At 36.3% G+C, this 15,398-nt stretch carries 13 protein-coding genes and 3 pseudogenes; 8 read left to right on the top strand and 8 right to left on the bottom strand.

Going from position 1 to position 15,398, the window contains the following annotated elements; all coding sequences use genetic code 11:
• Positions 1 to 160 (top strand): annotated as a pseudogene (locus WIW89_RS10310) (IS6 family transposase); the annotation flags it as partial.
• Between the two features lie 21 nt (positions 161 to 181).
• Here WIW89_RS10310 and WIW89_RS10305 read toward each other — a convergent pair.
• Complete coding sequence (locus tag WIW89_RS10305) at positions 182 to 325, bottom strand: hypothetical protein (RefSeq protein ID WP_337720699.1); 144 nt, start codon at positions 323 to 325, stop codon at positions 182 to 184.
• A gap of 59 nt (positions 326 to 384) precedes the next feature.
• Between WIW89_RS10305 and WIW89_RS10300 the strand changes: the two genes are divergently transcribed.
• Both WIW89_RS10300 and WIW89_RS10295 read left to right on the top strand, forming a co-directional pair.
• Positions 385 to 573 carry a hypothetical protein gene (locus WIW89_RS10300; RefSeq protein ID WP_337720698.1) on the top strand — a complete coding sequence of 63 codons (189 nt, stop codon included), beginning with the start codon at positions 385 to 387 and terminating at the stop codon, positions 571 to 573.
• Between the two features lie 108 nt (positions 574 to 681).
• Entirely contained in the window at positions 682 to 1,632 is a 951-nt protein-coding gene (locus WIW89_RS10295; RefSeq protein WP_337720697.1) for a zinc ribbon domain-containing protein, read from the top strand.
• A gap of 103 nt (positions 1,633 to 1,735) precedes the next feature.
• On the opposite strand, the gene WIW89_RS10290 is transcribed toward WIW89_RS10295, so the two are convergent.
• Positions 1,736 to 1,897, bottom strand: coding sequence for a hypothetical protein (locus tag WIW89_RS10290; protein WP_337720696.1), 162 nt, complete (start codon positions 1,895 to 1,897; stop codon positions 1,736 to 1,738).
• Positions 1,898 to 2,041: 144 nt separating this feature from the next.
• On the opposite strand from WIW89_RS10290, the pseudogene WIW89_RS10285 reads away from it, so the two are divergent.
• Both WIW89_RS10285 and WIW89_RS10280 read left to right on the top strand, forming a co-directional pair.
• Positions 2,042 to 2,304 (top strand): annotated as a pseudogene (locus WIW89_RS10285) (IS200/IS605 family accessory protein TnpB-related protein); the annotation flags it as partial.
• A gap of 503 nt (positions 2,305 to 2,807) precedes the next feature.
• Positions 2,808 to 4,121, top strand: coding sequence for a DUF973 family protein (locus tag WIW89_RS10280; protein WP_337720695.1), 1,314 nt, complete (start codon positions 2,808 to 2,810; stop codon positions 4,119 to 4,121).
• A gap of 694 nt (positions 4,122 to 4,815) precedes the next feature.
• Here WIW89_RS10280 and WIW89_RS10275 read toward each other — a convergent pair.
• Positions 4,816 to 5,049 carry a hypothetical protein gene (locus WIW89_RS10275; protein WP_337720694.1) on the bottom strand — a complete coding sequence of 78 codons (234 nt, stop codon included), beginning with the start codon at positions 5,047 to 5,049 and terminating at the stop codon, positions 4,816 to 4,818.
• Positions 5,050 to 5,264: 215 nt separating this feature from the next.
• Here WIW89_RS10275 and WIW89_RS10270 point away from each other — a divergent pair, with 215 nt between their 5' ends.
• Entirely contained in the window at positions 5,265 to 6,437 is a 1,173-nt protein-coding gene (locus tag WIW89_RS10270) for an AAA family ATPase (protein ID WP_337720700.1), read from the top strand.
• 239 nt (positions 6,438 to 6,676) lie between these two features.
• Here the strand turns inward: WIW89_RS10270 and WIW89_RS10265 are convergent, their stop codons facing one another.
• Positions 6,677 to 7,075: a type II toxin-antitoxin system VapC family toxin gene (locus WIW89_RS10265; protein WP_337720693.1), complete on the bottom strand. Its 399-nt coding sequence runs from the start codon at positions 7,073 to 7,075 to the stop codon at positions 6,677 to 6,679.
• Positions 7,053 to 7,289, bottom strand: coding sequence for an AbrB/MazE/SpoVT family DNA-binding domain-containing protein (locus WIW89_RS10260; RefSeq protein ID WP_337720692.1), 237 nt, complete (start codon positions 7,287 to 7,289; stop codon positions 7,053 to 7,055). The genes WIW89_RS10265 and WIW89_RS10260 overlap by 23 nt, the downstream gene beginning before the upstream one ends.
• 493 nt (positions 7,290 to 7,782) lie before the next feature.
• On the opposite strand from WIW89_RS10260, the gene WIW89_RS10255 reads away from it, so the two are divergent.
• Positions 7,783 to 8,313: a DUF998 domain-containing protein gene (locus WIW89_RS10255; protein WP_337720691.1), complete on the top strand. Its 531-nt coding sequence runs from the start codon at positions 7,783 to 7,785 to the stop codon at positions 8,311 to 8,313.
• Between the two features lie 596 nt (positions 8,314 to 8,909).
• On the opposite strand, the gene WIW89_RS10250 is transcribed toward WIW89_RS10255, so the two are convergent.
• From WIW89_RS10250 to WIW89_RS10240, 3 genes are all read right to left on the bottom strand, one after another.
• Complete coding sequence (locus tag WIW89_RS10250; protein WP_337720690.1) at positions 8,910 to 10,082, bottom strand: hypothetical protein; 1,173 nt, start codon at positions 10,080 to 10,082, stop codon at positions 8,910 to 8,912.
• A gap of 316 nt (positions 10,083 to 10,398) precedes the next feature.
• A complete protein-coding gene (locus WIW89_RS10245) occupies positions 10,399 to 11,661 on the bottom strand; it encodes a hypothetical protein (RefSeq protein WP_337720689.1) in 1,263 nt (420 codons plus the stop codon).
• 1,041 nt (positions 11,662 to 12,702) lie between these two features.
• On the bottom strand, positions 12,703 to 13,695 hold the full coding sequence (locus WIW89_RS10240) for a DUF973 family protein (RefSeq protein ID WP_337720688.1): 993 nt from the start codon (positions 13,693 to 13,695) through the stop codon (positions 12,703 to 12,705).
• 1,456 nt (positions 13,696 to 15,151) lie between these two features.
• On the opposite strand from WIW89_RS10240, the pseudogene WIW89_RS10235 reads away from it, so the two are divergent.
• A pseudogene (locus tag WIW89_RS10235) lies at positions 15,152 to 15,398 on the top strand (glycosyltransferase family 1 protein); the annotation flags it as partial.

The following is a 15,398-nucleotide window of genomic DNA, read 5'->3' as shown; positions in this document are numbered from 1 at the left end:
GGCTTTCACCAATGGACAAACACTTCCCTTGGAACTCTAACGCAAAGACGATCGAGAGGTGGTTCGCAACCTATTTCCTTATCTATAACATCCTTTACTGCCCGGTGTATTTGTTAGATAAAAGGGTGTGATAATAAATGTAAATATTTCAAATGAGTGAAAATGTTGTCCACACTCCAGTTTAATAAGAAAAAGTTTGTTTATTTGCGTGCATTCTAACAAGTATTGCAGTAACCTGGAGTTTAGTCTTTTCTAAAAACGCTCTTGCAATCTTCTCATGCTCATCACTCCTTACAATTATGATAAATACGTGTTTCTTGTCCATAATCTCATTCTCGCTCAGGAGAAACATGCTTAATTTAAGGACTTCCTTATCTTCTAAATATGTTGTTCAAGTATTACGGGCTCTCGGACAAAAAGATAAAGATGATATCGGAATTACTGAAGGATGAAAAGGAGTTCTACCTTATTGTCTCTAAAAGTAATGAAACGTCAGATGAATTAACGATTATGATATTATTACACCAGTTAGACTTATGGAATGAAAGTCAGAAAACTTCTAAAATCGACTAATTTAATGCTTTTTTCTAATTTCTATTTTTTTAAGATAATATACTGCTTTTCTCTGTTCCTCAGGATGATCCAACTAATTTTATTAATTATAAATTCTACAATTGCCAAATGACTAAAAGATGCGATAAGTGTGGGATAGATTACCCAGACGAATACCAATTCTGCCCTAAATGCGGCTCACCTCTCAGGTTATTAGAAGGTACACCTACTGTTACGAGTAATCCTACTCCTCAACCCCCGTTACAACCATTTCCTCCAAACCAGCCTTCAGGTAAGAAATTCAGCTTTAAGATACTCGGTGGACTTCTAGGTGCTTTAGTAGCACTGGTCATAATTGTTGTCTTATTATTCGCTCTAGCATCTCCTTCAGCAGGAGCGTTAGCTCAAGTTTCAGCTACAGCACAACAAGACTTTGGCGGTTCTTGGTCTGTAATGAAATCTAACACTGGTGTAGCTGTTTACATAGGTAATGGTGAATATAACGTGACATTATTGAACGGTGAGAAAGTAACTGTAAGTTATTTGGATTTATCATTAACTTATTTAAGTGTACTAGGTTATACCAGCTTAAGTGTCTCAGGTAATAACAATCAATTTCAACCTAGCTTTGTGATACTCCCTACCAAAGTAGACTTCGTAGTAGTTAATGGTACAATTAACGGAGAAAAAACCCTAATAATAGGTGTGGGAGTCTATTACAACTCTACGCCAAACCCTGCTTACTATACCTATAACCTCACTAATTACATCCTGACAAACTCCACACTCTCTAGTTTTGTCTCCTCTTTATCAGCTAACGTGTCTAAATATGGTATAAATTTACAGATAGGTTCATTCAACCAGTTCGACTATTACTTCTTGTCTTCTACTAATCGAAGTTTTATATCGACAATGCCGGTTTCAGGTTACGTTTCGCAGCTAGGATTGGTTAACCTCACATCTTTAGCGACGTATGGCGAAGCATCGACAAACGAAGAGATAGGAGTTATAATGATCAACATATCGCCTACTTTGTCACAAGCACAGAGTATTGCTTCTGAAATAGCCGGCAGTCTGTAGGAATTTAATATTAATCACTTATTTTTAATACTACGTCTTTTTCCCTTCCTTTTAGGACTTCAGGCTTAATCTATAAAGGAAGTTGAAGGAAAGCCTAACTAGGTTATTTCCTTTCTATTTTGCAAAAGATTGAAAGTCTTGCCCTTCCAGGTCTTGGAGGAGTTAGTTCCTCGACCTGATCGTAGTTAGCGGGGGTAAGAGATATGTAGCCAGTGTTTCCGGCTCCTTCAACCGGTGGGCCTTCCGGTAGGGCTTCATTTAACACTGTAATGGAAGAGATTTTTGGTGAGGCTAAGACTGTAACGCTCCTACGTAACTACTCGTTATTTTTAATCACTTCTAAATATCGTTTTGACAAGTCGTGTTTATATAGTATGACCGAAGTAGTTTTCAGTGATGATCCCCCTAACTGATGACGGGCACTGCTCATGAGGGTTGGGGGGTGTAAAAGTACAGAAGGTGAACGCTAGGTACTTGGAAAGCGGTGAAGATCTTTTGGAAAGGGATATTCTATTGCTCCTCATAACTTGGCAAGAAAGGTGGATGGAAGGGTAGTGGCGTTTCCCTCGACTAGCCCCAATGAGTTAAGGGTGACTGTGTATGATCCCTTAAGAGAAGTGCGTGACGGAATTAGAAGTAATTAAATGTAAGGAAAAGTTACGCCACGAGTAAACACTAGTAATAAAAACAGTCATGCAGATGATAACCAACAACAGTAACTAAAAAGTACACAACCTTCACTTCTTCAGCTTTTATTTGATAGTATTAATTTTAAGAAATATATTCATATAAGTAGCGTCAATACGGCTCTTACAAATATTTAAAATCTAAAGATATTGATAGAGATTTACCCTAGACGCAAACTCCCAACACTGAGGAAGTTATATAAAGTGTGGATAAACTCGCAGTTGAAAGTTTGAAAATTGGACTTCGAATTGAATATGCAGAAAAGAATAAATTTGTACTTTTGTGTGACAAGGAAACCTTAATCATTATTAACTGTATATACTTCCGATTGTTTGGTAACTCCTACAAAGAGATTTTAAAACCTATGTTGGAGTGAGTTAAATAAATTCTCGTTAAAGTCAACTAATATTAGCAATTACACCTTAGTACAATTGAACAAGTGTAATTGAATTCTAAAAATTTTAAATAGCCGTAAACGTTCTTAATAAATGATGATTGGAAATCACTTCTTATCTCCTCTATTGAGAGTTAAAAATACTAACAGAATTAAGTTTGCTGAGTACCGCGATGATACACGTGATAGAGCTATTTCAAGTAAGAAGTTAGACATTAATTCCGAGAGCGATGCATTGGAAATTATGAAAGTCGGACTTAAAGGGGGTATTAAATGGGCTCTATCAACTCTAATTTACTTTATCTTGGAATACGTTTACATTTATAGCACTACGTACTTGATGGGTGGAATTTCAGGGAATATCCCTGAACTCGCTTACGTGACTGGTGCATTCCTTTTCTTCATGTTAATTGTATTAGGATATATGTACTCCTATTCAGATAAAGCATTATCTAACATAAGAAGTGCTTACAACACATTATCTTCTATAAATAACCAAGTGGGAAAAGCTAGGGGTTTAGGAATGTGGAGTCGGAGTATCGGTGCTTATTTCGGTATCGGAATTCTCGTATTTATAGTTTATGTTATTTTTGTGGCACTTTCATTCGGCACACCGGAACCAGAAAAGAACCAGTCCTTAATCCCAGATATCGCGGGAGCATATATCTACTTCTTCGGGGATAATCAATGTTTAACCTTAAATCAATGGGGCATATTACCTTTCGGATTATACGTAATAACCAGCTTTTTCCAAATTCTGGGGCTAATCATTTTCGGTATAAAGTTCTCTGGTCTCAGCAAATATTACCGTGAAGGTTGGATAAGTTACGCAGGTTCCCTTCTGGTCTTAAGCGGTATAATTGGTTTCGTTAATTACTTTTACTTCTTATTACCTCCCAATTTAACTGAACTTGGTGACGTAACATCGTTCTTATTTCCAATATCTGCAGCTTTGAGTTTTGCATTAGGGATTGTAGGGATCAACGGTGCCTCGAGAAAGTTGTTGTTCGGGGGTGGGGTTAAAAACTGGGTCTCCCTATCAACAAGGACAATACAACAAACTCAGACTCCATCAAATACACAACCTACACCTGAGCTCGTGACAGGCTTTGAAGATGAGAGTATTAGGGTTTTGGGCACGACGTACATAAAGAAAGACGGTACTGTGAATTTACAGCTATACTCGCAACACAAAGCCACATTAATTTCGGCCAGAATTGAAGATTTTAACCACTCTACTGATAGGATAAGTCCGCAGACTTTGAGCCCTAGAACCGTGACCAACGTCACTGTTGAGTTCGGAAGAATTCATGTCATACCTAATAAAATCTACACTATAGTCCTGACAGCTAATGTAGAAGGTAAAGAAATAGAAGTTACAATAACTGCACTCGGTACTTCCATGTGAAACGTATTTCAACAAGGCGAAAAAACAAGCGTCATACGATTTGGGGCGCAGTTTAACCAGTCTCGAAGTTAAAAACTCAGAAGCTGTTGAGGAAATTCAAAATTTGAATATACTCAAGTACTTTCAACACAATCAGCAGGTCAAGGGAGTACTCAAATTTACGATGGAATCTCTTAGTATTTAGAGCGAAAATTTTTCATGGCTTGGGGATGTAGGAATCTTGGTCCTTCCACCACAAAAGCGACAAAATGATGTTTACTATTTTCCTCCTAAGGACTACTATTATTACACTTTTCTAAACCTATCTATCTATTCAGAGTTCCATAACGACCTAGTTATAGGCATTCAATTGTGTGCCATGTAATACAGACCACTTGTAAACATGAGTGACGTAAGAGGACAAGACTCAAGTCATTACACGGTAATCGGTGGTACAAAACCGTGTTAAACATTAATTCTAGTTAAGTGAGAGCAATGTAGTTTTGTGACAACCGGCATTCTTAGATTGAAAGCCTTAAGAAAAAGTTGGATCGTTTGCAAACATTAACTCGTAAACGTCAACTATCACTCCCTAATAGCGAGTTTCTGAAAAAGGGATTGGAATCCAAGTTTAATGTCCATCTACCCTATGCACATCGATAGGTGCTTTTAAGACTTGTGCCTTTCCAACTGAAACATTATTATTAAGTATAATTTAAGTCATAACTAGTCCGTCTTGTGAGTTAAATATGAGAGGGAAAAATTGACTTAATAACCGATTCTCTACTGGAGCGTAAACGTTTCTGGTGGCATAGTCTAACAGTACTGATACTGGTATACCGTATATGGGGATTTGCTTGATTATGTTTTCTGTACTGAGGTTGTAGAAGATTACGTTGTTATTCGTCTTAGCTAACTTCCGTTCTGAGTAAGTTAAGATCCTCAACAAGCTTTAAGTCCTACTCTCAGTAAGGTTATATTACACATAACTAACTAATAATACGTTCTACAAGAGAGAGTCAGCATTAATGCCTTCCTAGGGTTGCGTCTTAATTATGTAGTAAAACCTTTTACGATACCGAGATTGTTGAATAGCTTAAAAGCACTGTCTTAGGGTTATAAAGCTTAAAATTTCCGGTTCCGGAATAATTCCGGTGGCGGAAAATTCTCTTTGATACAAGGCCTAAAACAGAGAGGAAGGATTTCTTTGATAGGGAGAGAGAAATTGAGGAATTAAAAGACGTAATTACACATAATGACTTTGCAGCAGTACTGGGGATTAGAAGGATAGGTAAAACGAGTTTAGTAAAAGTAACGCTCAATGAACTTCCAGATTACGTTACTCTAACTATCAATTTGGGTAAGCTAGGGAGTAAAAAGTCCTACCCTATGGAAACGTTTTCAAAATTATTTTTGGAAGGAGCGGCGGAAGTTATAAGGAAACACACTTTTGCCGGAAAAGTTTCCAAAATTATTGCAAATAGATTAGGTATAAATCCGGAAGACATCCTAGAATTAAACTGGATTAAAATTGGAGTTAAACTAAGAGAGTTTAAGACAGAAGACGTTGATGAGGTCATTAGGGCTCTGGACTCGATTGCTAGGGATAATAAGAAAGGGTTAGTAATATTCATAGATGAAGTACAGAACATTAAAAAGGTTAAGGGGTTTGATATAGGTTCGTTCTTTCATGATATTTACGAATGGTGCGAAAACACGGTTGTAATAGTTTCTGGTAGCTTTATTGGGGTAGCCGAGGAGATTTTAAATCAAGTTGAGGAGGAGAAACCGTTCTACGGTAGAAAGTTCTTTAGGATAAAACTTGAGAGGTTTGATGAGGTTAAGTCTAAGGAGTTCTTAAGGAGGGGCTTTGAAGAGGAGAATGTTAAAGTCGATGAGAAGGTTATTGATGAGGCTGTAAGGCTCTTCGACGGGATCCCAGGATGGCTTGCCCTATTCGGAAGGAGTTACTCCTATTCTGTAAAGCACACCCACCCTATTGATATTAGAGTTATAGTAAAGGAAGCGGCGAAACAAGTTTCTAAAGAGTTTACGAGGTTCTTGAGTAACTCTAATTCACCTAAACGTTATGCAGAAATTATACTTTCGCTTTCGAGATTGGGTAATAAAGGGAGTCTTAGTGAGATTAGGGATGTCATGAACTCCCTATATAAAGAGAGTATTGGGGATTCAAGGCTTTATGAACTATTAAAAACATTGGTCGCTTACGGCTTCGTGGATAAGACTAGTAAGGGGAAATATTCTTTACCTAATGATTTGCCAAGTAGGTTAGGGTTAAGGCATTCTGCAAAGATGTGGGTGAAGAAAATGCCGTGATTGACTTTTCAACTGTTCTCTCCATAATATAAGTTGAGCTCTTCTCATCGCTTCATCTCCTCTGAGCAACTTTACCTGACCACTTGTAGGAGTTGAAAGAATTCACCTTGGAATGTTAGCTAATACTATGCTTGAAATTTGACTGAAAGATTTAATACTGAACGCCCTTTCCTGAAGGGGAGCTTCCGGTATAACAACTTTTCCTCGAGAAATAAGTTTATTCACACTCGGGATATTTCTCAACTGCGTAGAATTATTGTGTTTTTATAGACTTTTCCAATCTCAGAGTCCGTAGTGTAAATTGCAGCATTCTCTTTTTCAGCAAAGGCTGCTAGAAAACAGTCCACTATGGAAAGGTTTTGGTACTTAACTTTGAGCTCACCTGCCCTTAAAGCGAGTTCCTTATTAGTACTGACAATCTTTATTGGGGAATTCAGGATTAAGGAAAGTCTAACATTAGCTTCTTCTATCCCCTTAAGTTTGCCATAAGTATAAAGGAACTCCGCTAAATTAAGGTCTAGAGTATAACCTACACTTTTACTTGTATAAACCTCTCCCACAGCTTTCTTAGCTTCTTCGTTAAGCCCAGAAAAATATACGTGGAAAAAACCCGTATCAAACAGAATTTTTCTTCTCAAATTCCCCTTTCCTCAGCTTTTCCAACTCTTTTACAGCAGAATCTCCCATCTCTTTATCTATGCCGTATGCGTCCAAGAGGGTTAATTTACGTTTTAAAATAATCTTATCACCCTCAACTTCTAACTCTATGACAGAACCCTCTTTAATATTGAGCCTCTTTCTAACCTCAGCGGGGATAACTATAATCCCTTTCTTGTGAACTTTTACCTCCATAAGAGGTATTTCGTTTAACGATCATTAAAGTTTAACTTATGATAGAGTTAAACTACAAGGTGAGTTTAACCTAATCATAGAATCCCTCGGGAAAGGAAGAGCAATACCTTAAGACCATAAACCTGGTGCTAGTATTCTTACCCATTTCAAACTTACTCAAAATTAAACAAGTTGATTCTAATAAAGTTGATGAACTACAACGAAATCCTTGAGAGGGATGCATTGGAAGAATTAAAAGTAATTAAAAGTAAGGATAGTTACGCCACGAGTGAACACTAACAAATACTAGTTCGTTCTCAGCTAGAGAAATAACTGGAAAGAATTTTATAGTATCTCGTAGAAAAAAGATGAAAATTTTGTGTAAATTAAGAAAGAGACACTAAATATTTATTTCTAAATTGAAGGAGAACTAGAATGTTATCTTTTTTGTTATATAATTTTTGTATGTGAAAACTAAAGAGATTTATTTTAATGACGAAATATAGTGTAAAGTATGACAAAAATAGCAGGATACTTGATCCTCTTAGGAGTTTCTCAATTCCTATTATTAATGATAATTAGTGAATCACTTTATCCTGGTTATTCCGTCCACTCTAACTATATTAGTGACTTAGGAGTAGGCAAGACTGCAATACTCTTTAACACTTCAATAATATTGATGGGCTTATTGATAATGGTGGCATCATTTTCGCTCGATATAAGGACTTTGTCCATTCTATTATTTGTTATAGGGTTAAGCTCTACGTTAGTAGGAATATTTCCTGAGAACACCGGTTTTCCTCACTTAATATCAGCTTTGTTTACTTTCCTCTCTGGTGGGATTACAGCTGTAGTCTCTTCTATTTACTTCAGATTTTATCTCTGGACCATTCTAGGTTTTATGTCATTAATAGCTCTCATTCTTTTTATTACTCATATTTACGGTTACTTAGGAGTAGGTGGAATGGAACGGATGATAGTATATCCTCAGTTGATATGGGGTATAAGTTTCGGTTCGCGTATATCCGTTTATAAGCAAGACTAGCTACGACATACTACGTTTAGATGAAACGTTCTTCATATCTTCGCTATCTTAAACTAAAAATTCAACTCCCTTCATCAACTCATTTATAATTTATATAAAAAGCAATAAATAACTTGGTATTAAATCTGGTAATATATGGTTTTTATTAAGATAGAACTAAGATCGATTAACAACAATACATTTTCTTTAGCACCAAGAGCTGTCTTTAAATACTAAACGTAGGTCGAATAGTGGTGTCGTTAACGGGTCATCTATTATTACTCTAACTTGCAAATAATACACTGAACCGCTATTTGGTACTCAATACTGACAATAGGTGACGGTATGTTACAGCTTAACTTGTTACATGGGAGTTGGTCACTAAGCCAAACCGTAGATTTCATGTTAGCATGCTAACGTAATTTTTTGATAAAACGAAGAGCAAAATAAGAAGTATTAGCATGTTTTAATCTCTTTACTAGGAGCTATAAACCTTTTTACTGTTAGACATGTAAGCATCTCAGGTAATTGTTGACCCTTTGAAAAATAAGAAAGGACATTAATCTAGTTCTACTAGAAATAAATTAAAAAACTTAATACATTATAGAAAAGATTTGTTATTCAGTGATGACGATTGGGTTGCCTACTGCTACCAATGGGTAATCAAGATAGCTATATGTCGGATACCATTCGCCCACCTTTGGTGAATAATTAACGTTTGGTGCGTTATAATACACTAGATATCCCTTTGGCGTGGTACCGCTCATTAGCTGCTCTATCTGGGACTGAGATAGCACAGAGGGATATACAATTATGTCGCTTATAGAACCGTTAAATGGATACCACTGGTAATTTGTCTGAGGCCACTGCTTAGTAAATGCTATGCCCACGAAGTTATACTTATACGGACCAATTTGACCAAATAGGGAGGAAGCGTTAGTGTAAGTGCTATAGAACTCTCCTATCAACTGCCCATTAATGTATCCCGCAACATACGTACCGCTGTTATCAGTCCATTCTTCAAACACGATACAGTAAAAACCTGGCTGCGGTATTGCAACTGCCATAGCCGCTTCTCCTCCGTTAGGAGTAGGTATGGAATTACCTACACCGGTCTCTAGAAACGTAAACCCACCAACTGAGTTAATGTCAGCGATAATCAATTGACCATTACTCATATACACCAGAGGTGACCAACCTGAATAGGGAGTATTGAAGGGGAGGGTGTTCTTTGATAAGCCGATTATTACACCTTGAGTGTAAGGGGTTAAGTAAGCTCTGATAGCTATTGTTTCAGCGTCATATTTCATTGCAACATAGTTAAAGAGTCCTACAGTAATGTTTCTTCCATTAACAGTTATGTTAAATTCAGGGGTTATAAAGTATTGGTCTAATCCGTTAAAGGATATTGCTGAGCCTGTATAAGATAGGGGTGAAATAGGCGTTTGAGTAGTTGTACTTGTCGTATAAGGGGGCAATACTGATGTAGATGAAGTCACTGTTTTTGTATATGTAGTTACACCGGGTATGGTAATAACGTTTTTACTCATAGGCTTCTTCAAAAATGAAGGGTAGAAGAAAACTGCTGCTACAGCAATGATAACTATAACAGCTATTATTACGCCTAATATTGGAAGACTACTCTTCTTCTTAGGATAAGTTGGAGGATAGTAAGGAGGGGTTGATTGAGGACTAGGTTGAAAAGGCTGTTGTAGTGGGAATCCACATCTCACACACTGCGTGGCCAGATCGTCATTTACATATCCGCATCTAGGACATACTTTTACCATATGATTAGACCTAGAATTTTAATTATATAAATTTATCTTTCTTTAAACACATTGAGGAAATTGTATCATAATCTGATAAGGAAATTATGAAATGATATTATATTTCTTACTGTGATGAAGTAACTTTTATTAGCTAACATTAGGAGAGTGATAATAGTCATAATAAGTAGAGAAGGAGTACATATTTAATTACTTAACACTTCACTAGAGATAAGTCTAAAAATCATAGAGTGTAGTTAACTGTGATGTAAATAATTCTTTGTTTAGATTTTTGACCATGCTACAAGGCTTAAATAAAGTTAAAAAAATTATTACGTTAAACTTTTTCTATTTGAACGTACACGTTATTAAACACGCTGAGATATACTATTCCCCAATTCCAGTAAGAGTTCCCAGTTCCTGCATTAACTTCCGTCCAATAATTACCTGCATGAGGGATTGTAAAATTAGAGTACAAAGGTAGAGTTAGCGTTATTGTACTTGATGTATTGAGATCTACAACTTCAGCATAGATTGTATTATTGTAACCGTCATATGTGACTTTCATCTCGATTAGATCACCTGGGCTAAGACCCTCTATAAACCCGTTACCTCCTCCACCAACTAGCAGTTTAATATCGCTCTCGTTTACAGTGCCGTTAGGCGAGGGGTGAACTACCCAAACATTAAACTCTCCAGTAGTCCATGGGTCTCTGGCTACATTCCAATAAGGCTCCCATTGTACAACTATGTATGGAGTCATGGAATAAGGATAGTATATTTCGCCGGAAAGTTTGACCTTCCATCCCTGCATACCTACGTTTAATAACTCATTTGTGTAGTATGCTGTATTGTTAATTAAGGGTTTAGGTGGTGTTACAAATAGCATAATTGAGTACCCGTCAGCAGGATAAGGTTGTATAAATCTTGCACCGCCATGAGAAAAAGTCCCTATGACCATTACTGTATAATTCCCACCAGTATAATAAATTCCTGTGGTGTTTGCCACTAGTGCCGCTGCTACATGATATTCGGCGGGAACTATCTGTAAGACTCCTAAATCTAAAGACAAATTACCCCAATATTGAGTGCTACCTGGTGGGTAAACCTCAATTAAGTCACCATTCTGTATAAAGTACAAGAAACTATAATTTATGAACAGTTGAGGATCTCCCACATTGCCGAACATTAGCATACCGCTAGCGTTAGTGCCATTCAAGAGCGTGACTTCGTAACCGTTACCTAAAGTAGTGGTGAGTGCATTATATATGTCAATATTGTTAGGGGTTGTTCCATAAGATACTTTAGTTTGCGTTTGCGTTACCGTAACTGTTGATGTGACGGTAGAAGTGAGGTATATGGTTGATGTCGTCGTTGAGACATACGTATTTGTAACTGTTGATGTGACGGTAGAAGTAGAGGTAATTGTAGAAGTAGAGGTAATTGTATTTAGCTGAGTTAACGTCACGGTCTTAGGGGTCTCATGAAATATTATAGGATATAGAAAGAATCCAGCTACAGCAAAGATTAATAATACGACTACTACTATTCCCATTACGAGAGAATTACTAGCTCCAGTTCCGATTAGTCTATACTTCATATTATCTCTAGATTTTCTAGTGAATGGAGAGATATATAAACTTTATGGGTTCTTTAGGCTTTGTGGGAAGAGATCATAAACGGGTAATACCCTCTTACTAAATAAGCTAATACTACCTTCTTTATACAAGATATGATAAAATTTCGCTATCTGACGCATCGCTTAAAGACTTGTAGATATATCTTATTAAGTCTAATCGTGATAAACTTTATATATACCTAATTTTATTCACTTAGGACTTTATATTACTAAAACAAGAAAAATTCTACATTTTACGATATCGAACTCCTTCTAATTTTATTGTTTATTTAATTAAATATATAGAAATAAACAAAATTATTTTCTTAAAAATTCTATATAAGGTCATTAAAGCAACTTCACTAGTTATGTCGATTTATGTAACAAGGATATCTCTGAAGGTTAAGACCCGTTTTCAGTTAATGGTATTGACGTAAAAGATTATGACATTCTCGTTGCTGTACAGAATTCGAAAGAGTTCAGTTAAGACAACATGGGAATTACTATAGAGAGAACTGAGTATACCGGGGGGACTTCTGGTGGATCTTTTTCCGACAAGCTCAGGAGGACTTTAGGGATATATCTTGATGAAAAACTTTAAGCTAATGTTGGCCAAGGAATACGTTTTATCTAATCAGCTACATATTTCAGATAACTGAGTGTATTAATTAATGATCACGATAAGTTTTGAAGAGATGTTGTGTAGAAATTTTTCTCTCTATGTAGAGATTTATTCTATCAATTACATCTATATTCCTAATATAATAATGAAAAGTTTAATACAATTCTAACATTCGTAAAGCGATTTTATGATCTGAAATACAGAAGACTTTCCAGAGAGGGGAGAAAGTCAGTTACTCATGCAATCTCTCTCAGATATCTGCTCTATGTGCTAGAATAATTAGGTCTGGAAAATTTTCTTAATTAGAGATTAAAAAACCAGTTAAGACTTATTTATGTTATTAACAGCCTTATGAAAATTCGCTTAGAGAGAGAAATTCCATTTCAATGTTTCTATTAGCTTTAACTATTTGCGTAAACTGGAAATTGAATAGATGAATTATTTATAACGGCAGTTACTATAATTCTATACTGTCTACCGGGCACTATTTGAATAGATCCGAAATTTACAGTCACATTAGTTATCTGGTTAGGTGGTATGAAGTTAGGTGTTATTGTAGTAGTAGTATTACCAGTGTCTTCTATTCTTGCGCTTACTAACTGGGCGGGTTGAGAGGAGTATACTTGGAACGTCATACTACCATCTGGCCTTAGGACGGCGAAGGGACCGGTTTGGTAAATTGGTAGTGGAGCTTGAGGACTCATTGGTTGTGGCTGCGAGTAAGGCATCCCACTCGGTTGAAAAGTGCTTTGCTGATAAGGTTGAGGTGAGTAAGGTTGTTGTCCCATTGATAATCTGTTTATTATTTTCCCTAGTCCTATAAAGTTCAGAATATAGCCTATAAAAGGTAAGAAGATAGTCAATATACCTCCTATGCTCACTAAGCTTTCATTGTACCTATTACCTACTCTGTAGAATCCTATTGCAGTTAAAATTTCACCCAAAAAGTATATTATCCCACCCAATCCCAGTCCAACTGACTGTAAGATCAGAAGACCAGGGTTGTTGGTCAGTATTGCCAATATAATACCTAACGGGAATAATATAAACACTATGTACCCTATAAGTAATAACAGTCCTCCGCTAGCGCCTATTCCGGCCTCTGGGAAAACTGACTTAAGGTCTTTAAATCCGCCCCTAAGCTTAAGGATTGCAATAAGCCCTAATATTATGCCCACTAGAGGTAATACTCCTATTAATACTAGTGTAGTTACTGAAGCTACTACAACACTAGAAGCTGGTAGTGGACTACCAAACGCTGACCCTCCCGCGGTTAAAGATACTATACCGAATACTCCTGCAATAATCCCAATTGCAATTAGTATCGGAGTTATAATCAAGATTAGATTTGCACTCTTTAACCTTTTTAATGCTTCTATTTCAATATAGCTCATAGATAATATATCATTATCAAGATATTTATAAGCATTTCCATTTAGATTTTATTAAAAATACAATCGTAAGATGAGGAAGAGAAAAAATCATGGCTGAGGTCTACCTTCGATATAGATGATTTGGTTTCCCTTTATATATAGCAGGATATGTGCTCCAACCTCGGAGAGGAAACCCTGAACGCCAGCAGTCAGTAAACGTCTTAATTCTGGGCGGTTGTAAAATTGAAGTAAAAAACTATAAAACGAACAAGTTGTCCTTATGGGTGTAGGTTGTTGCATTAGTTGTTGGAACATGAACAAACGCTATTGCTGTAGTACTTGAGGTGACTGAGTATGTGATGACAGAGGTATAGGAGATATTTATTCGCTTAAGGCTTGGTTAACCGTGCACTTTGTTATGTTCATTAAATCTAACTCTAACCTACCGTGTATGATTAACCTCACAGTGTCCCAGTCGTTAAATACCCTGACTTCTCTGTGTTCTTCTCCTCACCTAAAAAGGTCTTAAAACCTTGTTTTGTGACTAATTAACCAGTCTGTAGTGGATCGCGTCTATGTCTACTCTGTCTATCTGGTAGGACGAGGATTCCCTCCCAAGATTCATAATTCCCACCACCGATTCATGATTACATTTGGTGGACAACCTTGTGGATCAGGGATCCGCTCTCCATTTGAAAAGGGGATTTCATGAATCACGTTTTAGTCCCTTAAGAGGAAAGACGTATTGTTTAGCCCATCATGTAATCCCATTAAACCCTCAATCGACCTGAAGACGAGCGTCGTTAGTATCACTAACAAAATTTCAGAAATAGAAGTATTTAAATACAGGGCAGTCGTTCACTTTGGCGAGGCTTTCCTCCCCTTAACCCCCCATCTCTGTGACAAAGAATTCGTACTACGAAAATGATTTGTTATTAACCATTATGCATATATAACTGGTAATTTGATATAGAATAATACTCGTCAATCCTGAATAATAATGTTTTTCATTAAAAAATCATAAATGAGCGATGATTAACTACTCGCTAAATATATTCTATCTAAATCTAATATATTCTACTCTTCTATGATTCCTTAAAAATTTTTCATCTTTAAGTGGCTTAAATTGAATAATTCAAATATACATCAATTCTTTACTTTCAGAAATATTAAAAATTTATAATAATAACAGTCGGAATTTTAAAAAATATTTAAGATCTAATACTAACCATTTGTAAAATCTGGGGAATTTAAAGAATAGATAGATATGGAACAGAAATATAATACATACGCGTGAGATAAAAATAAAAACTTAAAATATTAAATTTATAATTAGTACTTACGTTCTGCTTTTAGAAGTCGAATATACTTCGAAAATTATGGGTTAAGGGGCCTAAAATCTCGCCAACTATGGCGAGGAGGAAGTAGGAGCTTCTATCTTAAATGTTTTATTCCATACATGTAAATTTGTAATCGCATGAGTTTCTTCACCATTGTACTCAGGGTATTGTGGAACGGTGGAGTTGCAAGGATAGCTGTAGAGGAGAGTAGAGTAACCAAGGCTAAACTTTTGGTACTGAGAGAAAGTTTTAATGACTATGATCTAAGTGGTGTCAACATAACATATTTAAGGAGAAAGGGAGAGAAAGGCTTCTTGACTCCTCTTTTCAGGAAAATAACGAAGCTCTATGCTCCACAAAGGGGAGACGAGGCAACAGTAGATC

It is taken from the genome of Stygiolobus sp. CP850M (assembly GCF_037389425.1).
Classification (GTDB): Archaea; Thermoproteota; Thermoprotei_A; order Sulfolobales; family Sulfolobaceae; genus Stygiolobus.
This window is presented reverse-complemented; position numbering and strand designations above follow the sequence as displayed.

Bases quoted from the DNA above. Each gene is read 5' to 3' on its own strand.
- WIW89_RS10245 (WP_337720689.1), bottom strand. From the start codon at position 11,661: ATGAAGTATAGACTAATCGGAACTGGAGCTAGTAATTCTCTCGTAATG.
- WIW89_RS10305 (WP_337720699.1), bottom strand. From the start codon at position 325: ATGGACAAGAAACACGTATTTATCATAATTGTAAGGAGTGATGAGCAT.
- WIW89_RS10300 (WP_337720698.1), top strand. From the start codon at position 385: ATGTTGTTCAAGTATTACGGGCTCTCGGACAAAAAGATAAAGATGATA.
- WIW89_RS10260 (WP_337720692.1), bottom strand. From the start codon at position 7,289: ATGGAGGTAAAAGTTCACAAGAAAGGGATTATAGTTATCCCCGCTGAG.
- WIW89_RS10250 (WP_337720690.1), bottom strand. From the start codon at position 10,082: ATGGTAAAAGTATGTCCTAGATGCGGATATGTAAATGACGATCTGGCC.
- WIW89_RS10295 (WP_337720697.1), top strand. From the start codon at position 682: ATGACTAAAAGATGCGATAAGTGTGGGATAGATTACCCAGACGAATAC.
- WIW89_RS10280 (WP_337720695.1), top strand. From the start codon at position 2,808: ATGATGATTGGAAATCACTTCTTATCTCCTCTATTGAGAGTTAAAAAT.
- WIW89_RS10240 (WP_337720688.1), bottom strand. From the start codon at position 13,695: ATGAGCTATATTGAAATAGAAGCATTAAAAAGGTTAAAGAGTGCAAAT.
- WIW89_RS10255 (WP_337720691.1), top strand. From the start codon at position 7,783: ATGACAAAAATAGCAGGATACTTGATCCTCTTAGGAGTTTCTCAATTC.